14 protein-coding genes and 1 tRNA gene are annotated in these 18,513 nt (G+C 71.8%); 9 read left to right on the top strand and 6 right to left on the bottom strand.

Going from position 1 to position 18,513, the window contains the following annotated elements:
* Positions 1–68: 68 nt before the first annotated feature.
* The 3 genes from AB0M93_RS04635 to AB0M93_RS04625 all read left to right on the top strand — a co-directional run bounded on the left by AB0M93_RS04635 (position 69) and on the right by AB0M93_RS04625 (position 2,484).
* Entirely contained in the window at positions 69–1,223 is a 1,155-nt protein-coding gene (locus tag AB0M93_RS04635; protein WP_364268366.1) for an alginate lyase family protein, read from the top strand.
* A 117-nt stretch (positions 1,224–1,340) separates the two neighbouring features.
* Positions 1,341–1,414, top strand: a tRNA-Pro gene (locus tag AB0M93_RS04630).
* A gap of 260 nt (positions 1,415–1,674) precedes the next feature.
* Positions 1,675–2,484, top strand: a complete 810-nt coding sequence (locus tag AB0M93_RS04625; protein WP_364268364.1) for an SAM-dependent methyltransferase — start codon at positions 1,675–1,677, stop codon at positions 2,482–2,484.
* A gap of 242 nt (positions 2,485–2,726) precedes the next feature.
* Here AB0M93_RS04625 and AB0M93_RS04620 read toward each other — a convergent pair whose 3' ends face one another.
* Together AB0M93_RS04620 and AB0M93_RS04615 are read right to left on the bottom strand one after the other, a co-directional pair.
* Entirely contained in the window at positions 2,727–3,113 is a 387-nt protein-coding gene (locus AB0M93_RS04620) for a hypothetical protein (RefSeq protein WP_364268917.1), read from the bottom strand.
* A gap of 56 nt (positions 3,114–3,169) precedes the next feature.
* Entirely contained in the window at positions 3,170–4,411 is a 1,242-nt protein-coding gene (locus tag AB0M93_RS04615) for a GDSL-type esterase/lipase family protein (RefSeq protein WP_364268362.1), read from the bottom strand.
* A 128-nt stretch (positions 4,412–4,539) separates the two neighbouring features.
* Between AB0M93_RS04615 and AB0M93_RS04610 the strand changes: the two genes are divergently transcribed.
* Positions 4,540–4,779 (top strand): hypothetical protein, encoded by a 240-nt coding sequence (locus tag AB0M93_RS04610; RefSeq protein WP_364268360.1) that lies wholly within the window; start codon positions 4,540–4,542, stop codon positions 4,777–4,779.
* On the opposite strand, the gene AB0M93_RS04605 is transcribed toward AB0M93_RS04610, so the two are convergent.
* The 3 genes from AB0M93_RS04605 to AB0M93_RS04595 form a co-directional block, all read right to left on the bottom strand.
* The gene (locus tag AB0M93_RS04605) at positions 4,776–5,582 is read right to left on the bottom strand and encodes a lysozyme (protein ID WP_364268358.1); all 807 of its coding nucleotides are present in this window, start codon (positions 5,580–5,582) and stop codon (positions 4,776–4,778) included. The two genes, AB0M93_RS04610 and AB0M93_RS04605, sit on opposite strands and share 4 nt — an antisense overlap.
* Positions 5,583–5,675: 93 nt before the next feature.
* Positions 5,676–7,106 (bottom strand): radical SAM protein, encoded by a 1,431-nt coding sequence (locus tag AB0M93_RS04600; RefSeq protein WP_364268356.1) that lies wholly within the window; start codon positions 7,104–7,106, stop codon positions 5,676–5,678.
* Positions 7,106–9,685, bottom strand: coding sequence for a glycosyltransferase (locus AB0M93_RS04595; RefSeq protein WP_364268354.1), 2,580 nt, complete (start codon positions 9,683–9,685; stop codon positions 7,106–7,108). The genes AB0M93_RS04600 and AB0M93_RS04595 overlap by 1 nt, the downstream gene beginning before the upstream one ends.
* A 119-nt stretch (positions 9,686–9,804) precedes the next feature.
* Between AB0M93_RS04595 and AB0M93_RS04590 the strand changes: the two genes are divergently transcribed.
* From AB0M93_RS04590 to AB0M93_RS04570, 5 genes are all read left to right on the top strand, one after another.
* Entirely contained in the window at positions 9,805–10,884 is a 1,080-nt protein-coding gene (locus AB0M93_RS04590; RefSeq protein ID WP_364268352.1) for a sensor histidine kinase, read from the top strand.
* A complete protein-coding gene (locus AB0M93_RS04585; protein ID WP_364268350.1) occupies positions 10,881–11,534 on the top strand; it encodes a response regulator transcription factor in 654 nt (217 codons plus the stop codon). The genes AB0M93_RS04590 and AB0M93_RS04585 overlap by 4 nt, the downstream gene beginning before the upstream one ends.
* An 83-nt stretch (positions 11,535–11,617) precedes the next feature.
* Entirely contained in the window at positions 11,618–12,004 is a 387-nt protein-coding gene (locus AB0M93_RS04580; RefSeq protein WP_364268348.1) for a hypothetical protein, read from the top strand.
* Positions 12,005–12,006: 2 nt separating this feature from the next.
* The gene (locus AB0M93_RS04575) at positions 12,007–13,311 is read left to right on the top strand and encodes a DJ-1/PfpI family protein (RefSeq protein WP_364268346.1); all 1,305 of its coding nucleotides are present in this window, start codon (positions 12,007–12,009) and stop codon (positions 13,309–13,311) included.
* Positions 13,312–13,444: 133 nt separating this feature from the next.
* The gene (locus AB0M93_RS04570; RefSeq protein ID WP_364268344.1) at positions 13,445–17,092 is read left to right on the top strand and encodes a family 78 glycoside hydrolase catalytic domain; all 3,648 of its coding nucleotides are present in this window, start codon (positions 13,445–13,447) and stop codon (positions 17,090–17,092) included.
* A 42-nt stretch (positions 17,093–17,134) separates the two neighbouring features.
* Here AB0M93_RS04570 and AB0M93_RS04565 read toward each other — a convergent pair whose 3' ends face one another.
* Complete coding sequence (locus AB0M93_RS04565; protein ID WP_364268342.1) at positions 17,135–18,424, bottom strand: cytochrome P450; 1,290 nt, start codon at positions 18,422–18,424, stop codon at positions 17,135–17,137.
* Positions 18,425–18,513 lie beyond the last annotated feature (89 nt).

Below are 18,513 nucleotides of genomic sequence, written 5' to 3'. Positions count from 1 at the left end.
GCCACTTGACCCGCGATGGTCTGGACCAAGACACTGAGCCCGCGCGCACCGTCGTCTCGAGGAGAGCCATGTCCCGTATCCGCACGGTCTTCGCGTTGGTTCCCCTGCTCCTGGGTTTGACCGCCACCCCGGCCCCGGCAGCGTTCACCCACCCGGGGGTGCTGGTGAGCCGCCCGCAGCTGGACTTCGTCAAGGCCAAGGTGAACGCGGGAGCCCAGCCCTGGAAGGCGGCGTACGACCAGGCCCGGTCGAGCTCGTACGCATCCCTTTCCCGCACACCGAAACCGCGCGCGGTGGTGGAGTGCGGTCCGTATTCGAACCCGAACAACGGCTGCACGGACGAGCGCGAAGACGCAATCGCGGCGTACACGGACGCACTGATCTGGTACATCTCGGGCGACGCCCGTTACGCGCAGAAGGCGATCGCGCTGATGGACGCGTGGTCGGCGGTGATCACGAGCCACACGAACAGCAACGCACCACTGCAAACGGGCTGGGCGGGCTCGTCGTGGCCCCGCGCGGCGGAGCTCATCAAGTACACGTACTCGAGCTGGCCGAACTCCGGCCGTTTCGCGACGATGCTGCGCAATGTCTATTTGACCGAAGTGATCAACGGCAGCAACAGCAACGGAAACTGGGAACTGTCCATGATGGAGGCCGCGGTGGGAACCTCGGTGTTCCTGGAGGACAAGGCAAGCTACGACAAGGCGGTGACCAGATACCGCAACCGCGTCGCGGCCTACGTCTACCTGACTTCCGACGGAGCATTGCCGAAGACGGTCCCCGGCAGCGGCCTCTCCTCCCGCACGCAGATCGTGAACTACTGGCAGGGCCAATCGACATTCGTGGACGGCCTGACCCAGGAAACCTGCCGCGACTTCACCCACACGGGCTACGGCATAGCCGCAATAGCGGACGTGGCGGAGACGCTCCACATCCAGGACGAGGACGTGTACTCGACGGACGTCGGGACGCGGCTGCGGCAGGCGCTGGGCTTCCAGTCGAAGTACCAGCTGGGCACGCCGGCGCCGTCATGGCTGTGCGGAGGGCACCTGAACCTGGGCCTCGGTCCGGTGACGGAGGTGGGCTTCAACGCCCTGAACACGCGCATGGGCACCGCGATGGCCAACACGCAGACGTTGACAGAGCGCCAGCGCCCGGCGGGCTCGAACAACCTGTTCGTGGCATGGCAGACCCTGACGCACGCAGCGAACCCGGCGTGATCTTGGGCCTGAGTCTCCCTGGCGCGTTTCCGCAGGTCAGGGAGACTGGGGACCCTGGTTGCAGAGGGGTTCGGCGGGCACGCTAAAGTACTTTCACGCACTCAGGCAGTGCGGGTCCGGGCTGTGGCGCAGTTTGGTAGCGCACTTGACTGGGGGTCAAGGGGTCGCAGGTTCAAATCCTGTCAGCCCGACGGACAAGCCACGTTCACGCAGGTGAGCGTGGCTTTCGTCGTTTCCGGGGACGCTTCGGCACCGCCAACAGCACAAGCCAAGTCCTGACCAACATCCACCCCGTCGGCGGCTTCGTCCGAGCCCCGTCCCTCGCGACGCTCAGGACCGCGGCCTGGAACACGAAAGCGGCGTACACGACGACCCAGCCCTACCCCATGGCCTCGAAGGTAAGAGCCAGGAACCGGTAAAGTCTTCAGCCGGTGAGAGGGAGGGGACGCCCGTGACCGATCAAGACGATGCCGACTGGATTCCGCCCGGCGCCGATCTCTCGCGGCCCAGTGCCGCCCGGATCTACGACTACCTGCTCGGCGGGGCCCACAACCTCGCTCCCGATCGGGACGTCGCCCGGAAACTCGAGGCCATCCAGCCTCACGTGGCCGGTGTTGCCCGGCGGAACCGGGCCTTCCTCCGGCGCGTCGTGCGGTTCATGCTCGAGCAGGGTGTACGGCAGTTCCTCGATCTCGGCTCCGGTATCCCGACCGTCGGCAACGTCCACGAAGTCGCGCAAGAGGTCGATCCGGAAGCCAAAGTCGTCTACGTCGACTACGAACCCGTTGCCGTCGCGCACAGCGTCATGCTGCTCAAGGACAACCCGTATGCCGAGGCCCTCGAAGCCGATGCCACGAACGTCGAAGCCGTTCTGAAGTCCGAACCGGTCAGGAAGCTGCTCGATCTCGGCCGGCCCGTCGGGCTGCTCGCCATCACCCTCGGGCACTACCTCCCCGAAGTGCGCGGTGTCTTCGCCGCCTACCGGGACGCCCTCGCGCCGGGCAGCTACCTCGCGCTCACCCACCTCACCAACGACTTCGCCGTCCTGCGCGACCCGCGGGTGGCCGAGACCATGCGCTCGACCCAGGATCACATCTACCCGCGGACGAAAGACGAAGTGCTCGCCCTCTTCGGCGGCTTCGAGCTCGTCGAACCCGGGCTCACCACCTCCGCGAACTGGCGGCCGGACCGGCTGGCCGCCGTTGTCGATCCCGAGGAAGACGGCCTCTACGCCGGGGTGGGCGTCAAAACACGCCCGTAGCGGTCACGCAGCCACCCGGCCGCCGCGTGGCGGTTCGGTAGGCCGCCTCCTCCTCCGCGAGGTTCAGCCCGCCCCAGTTCTTGTGCGAGTCGTAGATCTCCAGCGCGGTGCGACGCTGGACGGGCCGGCCGTCTGCCCCACCCTGACCACCTCGCCAGCACCAGCCGGCCGCGGACGGGCCCCAACCCACGGCGGGGGTGGCCAGCGGGGCGATCCCGCCCGCCCGGGCAAGGACGCCCGGATCACAGACGTAGGTGCGCGTCCGAGGAGAGAAACGCCGACGTCCACTCGGCCAGCTCGGTCAGGCGGGTCGTCAGCTCCTCGATCTCCGCCCAGCGGCGGTGCTCGCGCTCCAGGTCCGGCACCAGGAAGTCCTCCACCAGCAACAACAGCGTCGCGATCTCGTAAGCGACGTCGGCCAGCTGCAGGAACGGCCGGTACTCGATCTCGGTGCCCGTCCCGTGGCGCGCGGCCCAGTCGCGTGCGCCGTGGCCGGCCTTGCGGCACACCGACGCCACCGTCCGCCGGAGGTCGGCTCGCCGGGAGCCGGGCGCTCCTTCGGCCAGCGGGGCGACGTTCCAGGCCACCGACAGCAGGCAGCACCCGGCGTCGTCCATCGACTCGTTCATCACGCGACGTACTCTGCGGACCCGCGGGCACAGTCCCGCCGTTCCGACTCGCCCGGTCACCCCATCGTGTGGAGAACCGGCCCGGATCGGGCGAGCATCGGGAGCGAGACGAAGTCCGCGAGGGCCTGCTGGCCGGCGGCGTTCGCGTGGATGCCGTCGCCGTTGTCGTACGCCGGGAGGATGCTGTTCGGCTTCAGCGGGTCCGCCAGCACCGTGTCGAAGTCCACCACACCCGAACACGTGCCGCCGCAGGTGTTCCAGCGCTTGACGAACAGCGCGATCTCGTGCCGGGCCAGGTTCGCCTCGTCGCCGTACCCCGGGCGGGGCGTGCTCGGCGTGACGTACACCGAGATCCCCGCCGCCTGCAGGCGCGCGAACACCGCGCGGTAGCTGTCCAGGATCGTCGCCGCGTCGCAGCCGTACGCCAGGTCGTTGGTGCCGTAGTAGTAGATGACCGCGGTGACGCCGTGCAGCGCCAGGACGTCGCGGTCCAGCCGGCTCGACGCGTCCAGGCCGGCGACCGACGGCGGCATCCCCGGGCACGACGGGGCGCTCGTCGTGCCCGAGACGCCGGCGTTGGCCACCGCGAGCGGGACCGACGACGCGACCAGCCGCCGCGCCAGGTCGTCGGTCCAGCGCCGGTTCGTGCCCGGCTCGGTGCAGCCCGGACCGCAGTTGGTGCTGCCGATGCCGTCGACGACCGAGCTGCCGAACGGGACGACGACGCCCCGCAAGGCCGCGTTGTGCACGTCCACGGCGCTGACGACGTACGTCGAGTCCACCGTGGCCGTGAACGCGTCACCTCGGGCATCGCCGGTGTGGTCGCCCGAGCCCGGCGGCGTGAGGTAGTTGTCCCGCAGCGCCGCGCCATGGCGGCCGGGCACCGCGGTGCCCTCCACCGACATGCTCACCGCGAGGTCGGAGTCCGGCCGCGTCGCGAGCCTGGTCTCGTCGCTCCAGACCTCGCCGCCCGCCGGGATCGTGACCGCGGGACGGCCCGCGAAGGTCAGGTCACGCGAGAACGTCACGGCGGCGCCGCCCGCGCTCGGCCCGGCCGTGGCGTGGCCGATGGTCAGCGGCCCGGTGCCGAAGGTGTTCTGGAACCGGACGCGGACCGCGTCGCCGCCCTGGCTGAGGTGGGTGATCATGCGCAACGACTGGCCGCTGACGGCCGCGTCGGCCCGGCCGTCCTGCGACTGCGCCCACGACGTGAACCAGGCGTGCCCCGCCCCGGCGGCCCCCGGCGCGAAGGCGAAGACGGCCGCGGCCACGGCGGTGAGAAGGGCGATCCTGCGCACGGCGCCTCCCGGGTCCACAAAGGACGAACGACGAAGATCTCGCAGCCGATCGTAAGCAGCCGGTCACGGAAGCGACAGGGGTTTGTCCGATCTTGTCAGCGGCGGCGGATTCCAGTTCGATGGCGGACATGACCGAACCACGCCTCTTCGGCGATCCGTACGACGCCCCGGACGGCACCACGGTGATCCCGGTCCACCGGCCGGTCGGGGTGTTCGCGGTCCGTGACGGCCACGCCCAGTGGTCACCGGCGGTCGACGCCACGCGCGTCGCGCTGCTGGGGGTCGGCATCGGGCTGGCCGCCGCCACCCTCGCCGGGATCGCCATGGTGCGCCGGCCGCCGTGGCCCGACCTGCGCGGGAGTTGCTAGCCCTTGGCCAATGCCTGGACCCGGCCGAGCGGGCCGTTGTAGTAGTTCTGGTCGCCCGGCAGCCCGCCGGTCCGGGCGAACTGCCAGATGCTCTGCTTGTCCCAGCCCGCGGGCAGCTCGCCGATCGCCGGGGCGTACCGCGCCAGCCACAGCGGATTCGTGTCGCCGAACCGGCCGGTATTGCCGGTGCACTGCTTCCACCACGCCGTGCTCGTGTAGATCAGCGCGCTGCGCTTGACTTTCGCCAGGTACGTGCGCGTGAAGTCCGCGATCCACGTCGTCATGTCGGCCGCGTTCTTGCCGTAGCAGACGTCGCCGTAGGGGTTGTACTCGATGTCCAGGGCGCCGGGCAGGGTGGTGCCGTCGCCCTGCCAGCCGCCGCCGTTGGCGATGAAGTACTCCGCCTGCTCGGCGCCGCCCGAGACGTCCGGGCGGGCGAAGTGGTACGCGCCGCGGATGATGCCGGCCGCGTGCGCGCCGTCGTACTGCTGGCCGAACTGCGGGTTGACGAACCCGGTGCCCTCGGTCGCCTTGACGTAGCTGAACTTCGCCCCCGCCGCGGCCGTGGCCGGCCAGTCGATCGGCCCCTGGTGCCCGCTGACGTCGTGCCCGAGTGTCTGCTCGGGCACGACGTCGGCGCGCGGACTCCCCTGGACGCCTTCGTGGCGGACGATCTGCGTGCCCGCGTAGTTCGCGTCCGCCAGGGAGTAGTCGGCTCGGGCCGCCGGCGCGGTCACCACCGCCGCGAGCACCACGAGCGCGAGCGCGCCCGACAGCCGCTGTCCCGCCACGGTTCGGTTCATCCGGGCTCCGATCACGGTAGGAACAGGTCCGTGATCCATGCTGCCCGCCGTGCCCGGTCCCCGCGAGGCTTGTGTCACCCGATGCAGTGATCTTCAGATTTCGGTGGTGATGATCGCCTCGACGAGCACCTCCCCCGCCGGGGTCAGCTCGACGACGTCCGGCCCCAGCCGGACGAGGCCACGCTCAGCCAGCGAACGGAACTTGCCCAGCCACGGCTCCGCGAACAGCGAGCGGCCCGGGAACCGGGCGCGGTGCAGGGAGTCCCGCAGCGGCTGCAACGTCGTCAGCGCCATCTTGACCGCGCGGGCTTCCTGCGCCTCGGGCGTGAACCGCGTCGCCGATCCCAGCGGGATCCGGCCGGAGAGCACGGTTTCGGTGTAGCGGCGGGAGTTGACGTCGGTGATCGCCTCGGACGCGCGGCAGCTCGAACTGCCGCCGAGCCCGATCGCCACCTCGGCTTCCTGCTTGTCCTGGTCGACCATGATGGACTTCCACTTCTCGGGCCCGAGGCCGTCGCGCGCGAAGTACATCGTCGGGTGCTCGGTGTAGCCCGCTGCGCGCAGCCCTTCGGTCAGCAGCTCGCGCATCTGGTACTGCTCGCCGAGCGTGGGCCAGCGGTGGCCGTCGCGCACCAGCTTGTCGCGGTAGGACGGCAGCTGCCACGCCGCGGGCTTCTCGCCGGTGACGCCGGTGCGGGTGTCGCTGTAGGACGCCAGGTGCAGCTTCGTGCACACCACCGCCGTGACCTCGTTCTCCAGCACGATGTCGAGGTCGCGGCGGACGCTGTCGAGGCTCTGGTCGAGCAGGCCGTACATCAGGTCGATGCTCACCCACTCGAAGCCCGCCGCGGTGGCGTTGCGGACGAAGTCGACGCACATCGACGCCGTGTGCTCGCGGCCGCACAGCTTCAGCACGTGGTCGTCGAACGACTGGACCCCGCTGGACAGCTTGGTGCAGCCCAGTTCCCGCAGCAGCTCCAGCTTGGCCGGGGTGAACGTGCTGGGGTCGCCCTCGAACCGGATCGTCGTTCCGGCGGTGAACCCGAAGTTGGCGCGGTAGAAGTCCAGCAGCCGCCGGATCTCCGGCTCCGGCAGCAGCGAGGGCGTGCCGCCGAAGACGTTGAACTCGCCGACTTCGGCGCCACGCAGGTGGGGCACGGCGTCCAGCCACAGCTGCGCTTCGGCGATGTTGAGGTCGACCCAGTCCGCCGCCTTCTCCATCTTCCCCTTCACCAGCACCACCGGGTACTGGCAGAAGCGGCAGCGGTAGGCGCACGTCGGGATGTAGGACCACAGGTGGATCGGCCCCGAGGAAGCCAGCTGCGCGTCCAGGTCGGCCAGGAAGCCCGACGGCGTGCCGGGGGTGTTGCCGGGGAACACGTGCGCCCCGAACGGGTCCTCCTGCACGAAGTCCAGGAGGTGCCGGTTCTCGGGCGCTTCGAGGACGTCGAGCACCGCGGGTCGCGGCCACGCGGGGTCGATCGTGTGCAGCGAACCGATCGCCGCTTCGTAGCCCAGGGTCATCAGAACACCCCTCCGTTGCCGAAGTAGTTGTGGGCCTCGCCCGACTCGCGGTCCTCGCAGTAGTAGCGGACGAACTCCGCGAACCGCGCCGCCGGCACCTCCGCCAGGCACGGCGGCAGCGGCGGCGGCTCCCCGATGTCTGCGCCGACGTGCCGCCGGAGGCACGCGAACAGCTCGCCGGCGAACTCGAAGTACAGCCGGTAGGACGGCGTCTTGTAGGCGTGGATCGGGGTGAAGTCGACGACGCGCATCTCGTGCCGGATCTCGGCGATCCGCCGCGCCAGCCGCTCGGCCAGGCCGGCGCCGAAGAACGCGATGACGGCGTCGTCCTCCAGCAGCGCGGGGGTCAGCAGCACCGGCAGGATGGTGTTCTTCGGCGTGAAGTCCTTGATGGAGAACTCCCACGCCTGCTTCGCCTTGGCTTCGGTGAGGTCCACCGGGACGGGCGGCGCCGACGGCCGGATGTCGCGCATGACGATGATGCCGTCCGAACCGTAGGCCCGGCCGGCGATGACCTCGTCGATGGCGTGGTCGACGCGCCGCGGGTTGATCTCGACGCGCGAGCGCGGGGCGTAGGTGATCGCGTCGCCGCCGCTGGCGACTTTGATCCCGAAGTCCCAGTCGTCGGAGAGGTGGTTGACGAACTTCCCGTCCTGCAGCTGGTAGAAGATCTCGATGCCACCGGCGCGCTCGTAGGCGTCGCGTTCGACGGCGAAGCCCTTGCCGTCGGGGAAGCCGCCGAAGAGCGCGAAGGTGACGGCACGGCACCGCAGCGTCCGCTGGATCGCGTCCCACAACCGCGGCCGCCCGGTGAAGTGATCGGCGTTGTAGTAGTAGTCGCAGACGCCGATGGCGGCCTTGCTCGACTCCATCGCGGCGAACAGCTCGCTCAGCCAGTGCGGGTCGACGCGGCAGTCCGCGTCGGCGGACACGAGGTAGAACCGCTCCCCCGGGTCGCTGTCGGGCCGGTTCCGGCTGCGCGCCGCGGCGAAGTCCATCCCCGCCCGCCGCGCGCACGAAACGCCCTGCTCCGGCTCGTGGATGACGTGCAGGGCCAGGTCCGGGTGGGCGGCCGCGAACGCGCGGGCGACGGCCACGGTGTCGTCGGTGGAGTTGTTGTCGACGAGCACGACCTCGTACCGGCCCTTGTCCAGCGGCGCGTCGCCGTCGCGCTGGTCGTGCAGCGTCCGCAGCACCTCCGGCAGGTTCGCGGCTTCGTTGTACACCGGCAGGACGACGCTCAGCCGCGTCGCCGCCCCCATCGGCGGCGGGTACAGCCGGTCGACCAGGTCGTCGACGACCCGCGCACCGAACCGCGCCTGCCCGAGTTCCGAATTCGCCCGCACCACTTCGGCCCGTTTCCCTTCGTCGGTGATCAGCTCGGCGACTTCGCGGGCGAACGCCGCGTCCGGCAGGTCGCGGGCCCGGATGTCGAGCACCGGGGCCCGGAAGCTGCCGTAGACGACGTCGTACAGCTCGTACCCGCTGGTCACGTACGGCGTCCCGGACGCGATGGCCTCGCTGACCGGGTTGCCGTAGCTCTCGTAGTCGTAGGAGGTCAGGAACGACACGACGGTCGCGTGCGCGAGCAGGTCGCGCACGGAGTACCGGCCGGGAACGGCGGTGTCGTACGGGGTCAGCCAGCCACCGAACACCACGCGCTCCCGCACGCCGAGCCGCGTCGCGAGCTCGACGAGCCGGGCGTGCTCGGCCGGCGTCTCGCCGGTGTCGCCGGCGACGAACAGCCACGCGTCCGGCAGCAGCGCGAGCAGGTGGAGGTCCCGGTCGATGCGCTTCTGCGGGATGATCCGGGTGATCCGCGCCAGCAGCGGGACGTCCTCGGGAATGCCGTGGTCACGCCGGAAAGCCGCGTTGCGTTCGTCGATCCGCGCCGGGGCGATGGCGAAACTGTTGGGCAGGACGTCGATGTTCGCCAGGCCCGGCACCCACTCCAGCGTCCGCGCCAGCGCCTGCTCGTGCAGGGCGAAGTAGTGGATGTGCGGGGAGTTCCGCGGCGCGGGGACGCCGGGGTACGGGAACCGGCCGTACTTGGCGATGCCCGGTTCGCTCTGCCACATCAGGTCGTGGTCGCGCCAGAACACGAACCGGCCGAGCCGGTGGCGCGCGCCGTAGCGGTCGATCGCGGCGTACAGCGCCTCGGTGTAGGCGATGTTCTCGGGCAGGGTGCCGTTCTCCACCATCACCATCGTGACGCCGAGGCGTTCCCAGGTGGCGACGATCCGGTCCGCCAGCTCGCCGGCGATCCGGTCGATCTCCGGACGCAGGGTCCCGTCCCCGCCCTGGATGACTTCGCGCAGGACGTGCTCGACGAAACCCCGGTCGTAGCCGCGGATCTGTTCGACGCGTTCGACGCGGTCGAGCGTGACCCAGTCCGGCAGCAGCTGCGCTTCGTCGCGGTAGGGCCGGAAGAACGCGTCCTTGTCGGCCTTGATGTCGTAGCCGAGGTCCAGGTGGACGCGGTGCCCGCGAGTGGCGAAGCGACGTGCGGTCTTGAGGAACTCCACCACGACCCCGGACAGCGGAGTGGCGTCGAAGGACACGCCCCAAAGCACTGACATCGATGTCAAACCCCCGAATCGGCTTGGCCGTCGCTCCCAGCGTAAGCGCCGGGGTGTCGAACGGCCGTGTGAACGCTTTCGTGGTTGACCGCCGGCGCCGCAGCCCCCACAGTGACCGCATGAACCGGGCCCTCGGGGCGCTGACCTGCGGCGCCTTCCTCTCGTTCGGGCTCGGGGTCCTCGGTGCCGGGGAACCCGTGCTCGCCCTGGTGCTCGCCGCGGTGTTCGCGTTGCTCGCCACGGCCGGCTTCGCCTGGGTGGGCGGCCGGCTCCGCTGGGGCGTGGTCTACGTCGTCGTCCAGCTTCCGCTCGCCTTCGTGCTCTTCACGATGGACGCCGGGGTCGGGGCGACGCTGTTCCTCGTCGTGCTGGTCAGCCAGTGCGTGCTGCTGCGCCTGCCACGGCCCGCGATCGCGCTCGTCATCGCCGTGATCCCGCTGGTGCACCTCGGGATGTCGCTGGGCGACGGGCTGCGCGAAGGCATCGGGACGCTGATGTCGGTGCTGTTCGCGGCGATCATCACCGAACTACTGCTGCGGGAACAGCGATCGCGCGCCGAACTCGCCGACGCGCACGCGAAGCTGCGCGACTACACCGCCCAGGCGGAGCGGCTCGCGACGGCGCAGGAGCGCAACCGGGTCGCGCGCGACATCCACGATGGCCTCGGGCATTCGCTCACCGTCGTCCAGATGCAGGTGAAGGCCGCGCGGGCGGTCCTGCCGACGGATCCGCGCAAGGCCGACGAAGTGCTGGCGAAAGCCCAGGACCAGGCCGAAACCGCGCTCTCCGAAGTGCGCCGCTCGGTGAAGGCGTTGCGCGAACCGCGTCCGGTGCCGCCCCTGCCGGAGGCCCTGAAAGCCCTCGCGGAAACGGCCGGGATCGCGGTGCGGCTCACCGTGTCCGGCACCGAACGTCCCCTGCCGGACGAGCAGCGGGAAGCGCTCTTCCGGGCCGCGCAAGAGGGCCTGACGAACGTCCGCAAGCACGCCGGCGCCGATCAGGCGGACGTCGACCTCGCCTACACCGCGTCGGCCGTCCGGGTGGCGGTCCGCGACGACGGCGCGGGCAGCGACGGCACCGCGTCGACCGGCTTCGGCCTGATCGGGCTCCGGGAACGCGCCGGGCACCTCGGCGGCACTCTCACCTTCACCTCGGCATCCGGCCGGGGCAGCGCCCTGAGCATGGAGATCCCCGGATGACGCCGGTCCGCGTGCTGCTGGTCGACGACCAGGCCCTCTTCCGCGAAGCCCTCGCCACCCTGCTGGCCACCCACGACGGCATCGACGTCGTCGGCGAGGCCGGGAACGGCGACGAGGCCCTGCGCGAAGCCGCTTCGCTGGCACCGGACGTCGTCCTGATGGACCTGCGCATGCCGGTCCTCGACGGCGTCGCCGCGACCCGGCGGCTGCGCGCGGAGCACGCGGGCGTCCGGGTCATCGCGCTGACCACCTTCGACGACGACGAAGACGTCTTCGCCGCCCTTCGCGCCGGCGCAGTCGGCTACCTGCTGAAGGACGTCTCGTCGGCGCGTCTGGTGGAGGCGGTGCTGGCCGCCGCCCGCGGGGAGTCGGTGCTGCAGCCGTCGGTGGCGGCCAAAGTCCTCGCGCGGTTCGCCCAGCTGCCGGACACCCCGTCGCCGCGGCCTCAGCCGCTGGTCGTGCCGTTGTCGGAGCGCGAACTCGATGTCCTGCGGCTGCTCGCCGGCGGCCGCAGCAACCGCGAGATCGCCGGGGCGCTGTTCCTCGCCGAAGGCACGGTCAAGAACCACGTGACGAACGTGCTGGGCAAGCTCGGGGCCCGCGACCGCACCCAGGCCGCGCTGCGGGCGAGGGACCTCGGCCTGCTTTAGACCATGACCCCGGTCATGACTTCCGGCACCTGGCAGCACGGGCGCCGGGCGGGATTCTCGTCCAGGAACACCTGGAGGGAACCATGACCACCACCGGACCGACCACCCGGACCACCACCCGCAAGCTCGCCCGGTTCACCGGCCACTACGCCGAGATGGTCGCCGCGATGATCATCGGCATGGTGGCGCTCGGCCCGCTGTGGCCGTCCATCGAGCGCCCCGACGTCGGCGCGCTCGTGATGGCCACCGACATGACCGTGGCGATGGTGCTCGCGATGCTCCTGCGCCGTCACTCCTGGCCGCGGATCGCCGAGATGGCCGCGGCGATGTCCCTGCCGTTCGCGGCGCTGCTCGTGCCGTACTGGCTCGGCGCGATCTCGGGGACCACGCTGATGGTGGCCGGGCACGTGCTCATGTTCCCGCTGATGCTCGCCGCCATGGTGTGGCGCCGCGCCGAGTACTGGCACTGATCATGCTGAAGCGCCTCGCTTTCGCCCTCGCCGCGGTGATCGCCGTGCTACTGGTTCCCGCCGCCGGCGCGACCGTCTCCGCGCTCGCGGCGTTCGACGCCCTCTACGCCGCCGGCCCGCCGCGGCCGGTCCCCGCCGCCGCTCCGGTCCCCTACGACCCGGGCAAGCCGACCGCGGTGGTCGTCATCGGCGACCGCGGTGCCGTCGTCTCCGACGCACTCGCTCCCTACGAAATCCTGGCCACGACCGGGCGGTTCAACGTCTACACGGTCGCGCCGCACCGCGAGCCGAAGCCGCTGACCGGCGGGCTGGACCTGGTGCCGGACTTCGATTTCGACGGCCTCGCCGCCCGGCTCGGCGCGCGGGCGCCGGACCTCGTCGTCGTGCCCGCGCTCCCGGACCTCGGCGAGGCGTCCACCGAGCCGGTCAAGACGTGGCTGCGGGCGCAGGCCGCCCGCGGCTCGAAGCTGCTGAGCGTCTGCAACGGCGGCGGCGTGCTCGCCTCCGCCGGGCTGCTGGACGGGCGGCCGGCCACCGCGCACTGGCTGAAGCTCGAAGCGTTCGCCGCCGACTACCCCGCCGTGCACTGGGTCCGCGGGCAGCGGTTCGTCGACGACGGCGCCGTCGTCACCACCGCCGGGATCCTCTCCGGCATCGACGGCACGCTGCACTGGGTCGAACGGCTGGCCGGGCGCCCGGTGGCGGCCGAGGCCGCGGCGGCGATCGGCTGGCGCCGGTACGGCACCGCGGTACCGGTGACACCGCCGTCCGGGATGCCGGACGCGGCCGCGATCGTCAACGCCGGGTTCCGCTGGAACCCCGACGAAACCGGCGTGCTGCTCACCGACGGCGTCGGCGAGCTCGAGCTCGCGTCGGTGTTCGACACCGAGGGCCAGTCGCTGTCCTCGCGCACGCTTTCCGTGAGCACCGACGGCGGCCCGATCCGGTCGCGGCACGGGCTGACGTTCCTGCCCCGGGCCGCCCTCGCCGCCGCACCGGAGCTCGACCGGCTGCTCGTGCCCGGCGCGACGCGCGGGGTCACGCCGCCACCCGGCGGCCCGGCCCCCGAGTACGTCCACGACCGGCCCGGCTTCGCCTACGACACCGCGGTGAGCGCGCTGTCCCGCCGCACCGACGTGGCGACCGCCCGCTGGACGGCGAAGGTGCTGGAGCTGCCCACCGACGACGTCGTCTTCGAAGGCCGCGCCTGGCCTTGGCTGCCGACGGCGCTGCCGATCGCGCTGGTTCTGCTGGGCGCGGCGGCCGTCACCGTCGTCGTCCGGCTGCGACGACCTGAAACGATTTAGGACCACTGCGGCGGGTGGTCATGAGTACCAGTGGAGTATTGCCCCTGCGTGAGCTTCTCATTACAGTCACCAGGCACGCCGGGGTTGAAACGTTCTAAGCCCCGGCGCACGTCCCCGCCGCAAGGGAGCCTGCATGCTGCCCTCGAAGCTTTGGCGCGCCACGACCACGACCCTCGCCGCGATCCTGGCCCTCTCGGCCGCCGCGGCTCCCCCGGCCGGCGCCGCGCCGCCACCCGGCCTTGCCGGAGCGCACTGGATCTGGTACCCGGAAGGCGACGCCCGGGTCGCCGCGCCGGCCGGGACCCGGTACTTCCGCACGACGTTCACCGTCCCCGCCGGCGCGGTCAGCGACGCCCGGCTCGTCCTCACCGGCGACGACACCGCCGACGTCTGGCTCAACGGCACCCCGCTGGCCTCCTCGGCCCGGACCACGGACTCGTGGCGGACGGCGCTGCCGGTGGAGCTGCGGCCCGCGCTGGTCCCCGGCGTCAACACCCTCGCCGTCGCCGTCCGCAACGCCGGCGGCCCGGCCGGCCTGATCGGACGGCTGCAGGTCAAGACCGCGGCGGGCACCACCGACCTCACCACCGGCACCGCCTGGAAGAGCGCGACGACCGCGCCGGAAGGCTGGGAACAGCCCGGGTTCTCCGACGGCGGCTGGGCCGCCGCCGCGGACCTCGGTGCCTACGGGACCGCGCCGTGGGGCACCGGCGTCGCCACCCCGGACCCCGCGCCGGCGTCACCGCTGTCGGTCGCGAGCGCCACCGTCGCGAACCGGGTGAACCCGCTCGGCGTCGACCCGGCGCAGCCGCGGTTCGGCTGGAAACTGACGTCGCCGGCGACCGGGCAACGGCAGTCGGCGTACCAGCTCGTGGTGTCCGCCGGCGGCACGGACGTCTGGGACAGCGGCCGCGTCGCCTCGGCGCAGCAGGCCGACGTCGCCTACGGCGGCCCGGCGCTCGCCTCCCTCACCGCCTACACCTGGCGCGTCCGCGTCTGGGACAGCCAGGGCCGGATGTCCGGCTGGAGCCCGGTGCAGCGCTTCGAAACCGCCATCCGGGCGGCCGAGTGGACCGGCGCGTTCCTCGGCCGCGCCACGGCCGGGCCGGACCTCGCCGGGGCGAGCTGGATCTGGTTCCCCGAAGGCGATCCCGCCGGGGGCGTGCCGCCGTCGACCCGGTTCTTCCGCCGGGCCCTGGACCTCGCCACGGCGCCCGCGAAGGCCACGCTGGTGGTGACCGGGGACGACACCGCGACTGTGTGGGTGAACGGCACCCGCGTCAGCGACTCGCCGCGGGTCGCCGACTCCTGGAAGACGGCCGCGGTCGTCGAGGTCGGCAACCTGCTGACGGCCGGGGCGAACACCGTCGCGATCAGCACGGAGAACACCACCCAGAGCCCGGCCGGGACGATCGCGAAGCTGACCGTCCAAGGTGGACCGTCGCTGGTCACCGACGGGACGTGGAAGGCGAGCCAGAGCGGCCCGGACGGCTGGCAGCAGCGCGCCTTCGACGACAGTTCCTGGCCCGCCGCGCGGGCGACGGCCACCTACGGCACCGGGCCCTGGGGCGCGAACGTCTCGGTGAGCGCCCCCGCTCCCCAGCTGCGCAAGAGCTTCACCGTCACGAAACCGGTCGCGAGCGCGCGGCTGCTGACGACCGCGCTGGGGCTGCAGGAAACCCACCTCAACGGCGTCAAGGTCGGCTCCGAAGTGCTCGCCCCCGGCTGGACCGACTACACGAAACGCCTGCAGTACCGGGTTTCCGACGTCACCGGGCAGATCCGCGCCGGCGAGAACGTCCTCGGCGCGGTGGTCGGCAACGGCTGGTACGCCGGCAGCATCGGCATCGCCGGGAGCCAGAAGTACGGCACCGAACCGTGGTACTCCGCCCAGCTGCGGCTGACGTTCACCGACGGCACGAGCACCACCGTCGCGACCGACGGCACCTGGAAGGCCGGCGACGGCCCGATCCGCGCCGACGACCTCTACCAGGGCGAAACCTACGACGCCCGGCTCGCCACCGGCTGGGACCGGCCCGGCTTCGACGACCGCGGCTGGCCGGCCGCGCGCGTGCGCACCGGCGACCGGCCGAACCTGGTGTCCCAAGTGGACAACGGCGTCACGGTGCAGCAGGAGTTCAAGCCGGTCGCCTGGACCCAGCCGAAGCCCGGGGTGTGGGTGGCCGACCTGGGCCAGAACTTCAGCGGCTGGAACCGGTTGTCGGTGACCGGGCCCGCCGGGACGACGGTGACCATGCGGCACGCCGAGGTGCTCAACCCCGACGGCACGATCTACACCGCCAACCTCCGCGCGGCCCAGGCCACCGACCGGTTCACCCTCGCGGGCACCGGCGGCCCGGAAACGTACGAACCGCGGTTCACCGTGCACGGCTACCGGTACGTCGAGCTGACCGGGCTGCCGTCCGCCCCGACGGCCGCGACCCTCACCGGGCGTGCGATGTGGACCTCCGGCGCGCAGACCGGCACCTTCACGACGTCGAACGCGCTGGTGAACCAGCTGCAGCACAACATCCTGTGGGGCGAGCGCGCCAACATGCTGTCGGTGCCGAGCGACTGCCCGCAGCGCGACGAGCGGCTCGGCTGGACCGGTGACATCGGGATCTTCGCCGGGACGTCGACGTTCAACCTCGACGTCGCGAACTTCCTCGGCAAGTTCAGCGACGACCTGACCGACGCCCAGCACGACGACGGGTCGTTCACCGACGTCGCCCCGGGCGTGCTGGGCGGTTCGGGCACGGCGGGCTGGGGCGACGCGGGCGTCATCGTGCCGTACACGCTGTGGCAGCGCTACGGCGACACCGGCGTCATCCAGGAGCACTTCGCCGCGATGGTCCGGTGGGTCGAGTACCTGCGCTCGACCTCTGGCGCCGACCTGATCCGCGACCACCAGACCTACGGGGACTGGCTCAACGTCAACGACAACACGGCGCAGGACCTGATCTCGACGGCGTTCTTCGCCTGGTCGTCGCGGCTGGTGTCCCGGATGGCGGCGGCCACCGGGCACGGTGCGGAAGCAGCGACGTACGGGACGCTCGCCGACCAGGTCGCGGCCGCGTTCACCCGGCGGTTCGTGGCGGCCGACGGCACGATCGGATCGGACTCCCAGGCCGGATACGTCCTGGCCCTGGCGTTCGGCCTGCTCCCGGCGACCCAGGTCCAGCCGGCGGCGGACAAGCTCGCGGCCCGCGTCGCGGCGGCGGGCGGGCACCTGAGCGTCGGGTTCCTCGGGGTCGAGAACCTGCTGCCGGTGCTGGCAGCGCACGGCCACGCCGACGTCGCTTACCGCGTGCTGCTGCAGCCCGATTTCCCGGGCTGGGGCTACATGATCGGCCACGGCGCGACGACGATCTGGGAGCGCTGGGACGGCATCAAGCCGGACGGCTCGTTCAACGACCCGGGGATGAACTCGTTCAACCACTACGGCCTCGGTTCGGTGGGCGACTTCCTGTACCGCTCGGTGGGCGGGCTCGCCCCGGCCGCCCCCGGCTACGCGTCGCTGCGGATCGCGCCGGTGCCGGGCGGAGGTCTGACGTCGGCGAAGTCGGCGTACGAGACGCCGTACGGCGGCGCCGTCAGCGACTGGTCGGTGGCGAACGGGGTGGTGACGCTGCGGGTGACGGTCCCGGCCGGTGCGTCGGCGACGGTCGTGGTGCCGACGTCCCGGCCCGCGGGGGTGACCACACCCGCGGAGGCGGTGCCATCGGCGCCGGGGACGTACTTCGTGCCTGCGGGTTCGTACGTGTTCACGGCTCCGGCGTGACCGGCGAGCCGGTGCCGCCGCTGATCCGGCGGCGGCACCGGCTCAGCCGGCGAGCGCGAGCTTCAAGTGGAAGTTGTCCAGGGTCGCCGGCAACGGGCGGTCCGGGGACAGGACCGGGCCCGACGCCTGCTCGAACCGGTGGTCGCGCAGCAGGTTCGCCAGCATCGTGCCGGCGCAGAACTGCACCAGGTCGCGGCCCGGGCAGATCGCCGGGCCCGCGCTGAACGGGACCAGCGCCGGGTTCTCCGCCGCCCGGCCGTCGAGCCACAGGTCCGGCTCGAACCGGTCGGCGTACGGCAGGGCCGGGTCGCGGTGGAAGAACGGCGTGAAGATCAGCACGGTCGTGCCCGCCGGGCCCCACGACGTCTCCTCCGTCGTCTCCCGCAGGATCATCGGCGTCGTCGGCCAGAGCCGGACCGACTCCAGCACGCACGCGCGCAGGAAGCTCAGCTGCCCGTCCGGCTCGGTGCGGGCACGCTCCTGCTCCGCCGGGTGGCTCGCCAGCAGGGCCAGCGTCCGGAACGTCGCCATCCCCGCCGCGTCGAACGCGAACAGCCAGTGCGCCACCTGGTCGGCAGCGGTGGCGTTGTCCTCGGTGGCGGCGATCACGGCGGCCAGGCTGCCGGGCTCGGCGCGGTCCAGGTGCCCGGTCAGCCGCCGCCGGAACTCCTCGCGCAGCTGCGTGCGCTTCGGGTGCAGGTACGCCCAGTTCGCGTCGAGCCGCAGGCGTTCGAGCTGGTCGGTCAGGGTGGTGTCGTCGCGGGCGGCCGAGCCGAGCACGACCCGGCGGACGACCCGCCACCAGGCGACGTTGAACGTGTCCCAGTCGAGCATGGCCGAGCTCCGCAGGACGGCCGCCTCCTGGGCGACGGCGTCGGCGAACGGTTCCGCCAGCTCGTGCAGCGGACGGCCGGGCTGCAGCACAGCCTCGGTGAACCGGCGGCGGGCCGGGCGGTCGGCCGCGCCGGAAATCAGGACGCCGTGCGGCTGGAAGTGGCTCAGCGCGGCGCGTTTCTCCACTGTGGACGGACTGAACGGCGTCGGCGCGCCGGCCAGCACGCGCTTGACGTCCGCACCGGACAGCACCAGCTCCACCGACCGCCCGGGCACGCGCAGCCGGAGCGGGCGCCCGTAGTGACGGTCGCGCAACCGGCGCAGCAGGCGCACGGCGGGGCGGTCGAACTGCAGTTTCCCGGCCACCGCCATCGCCGCCGGACGGCGTTTGATCACCCCGCCGGCCAGCGTCGGCAGCGCCACTTCGACCGCGACACGCAGAGTCTCGGCCACCGAAGCGGTCTCCGGACGCGTGCGGTGCTCCTGAGTGGACGTCATGGCGCCCGGCTACCCGGGCAAGCCCGCCCGGAAACGCCGTAACCCCACCGGGCGACCCGACCCCCCAGACACGCGAGATGACCCTCCAG

It is taken from the genome of Amycolatopsis sp. NPDC051102 (genome assembly GCF_040682815.1).
Taxonomy (GTDB): Bacteria; Actinomycetota; Actinomycetes; order Mycobacteriales; family Pseudonocardiaceae; genus Amycolatopsis.
This window is presented reverse-complemented; position numbering and strand designations above follow the sequence as displayed.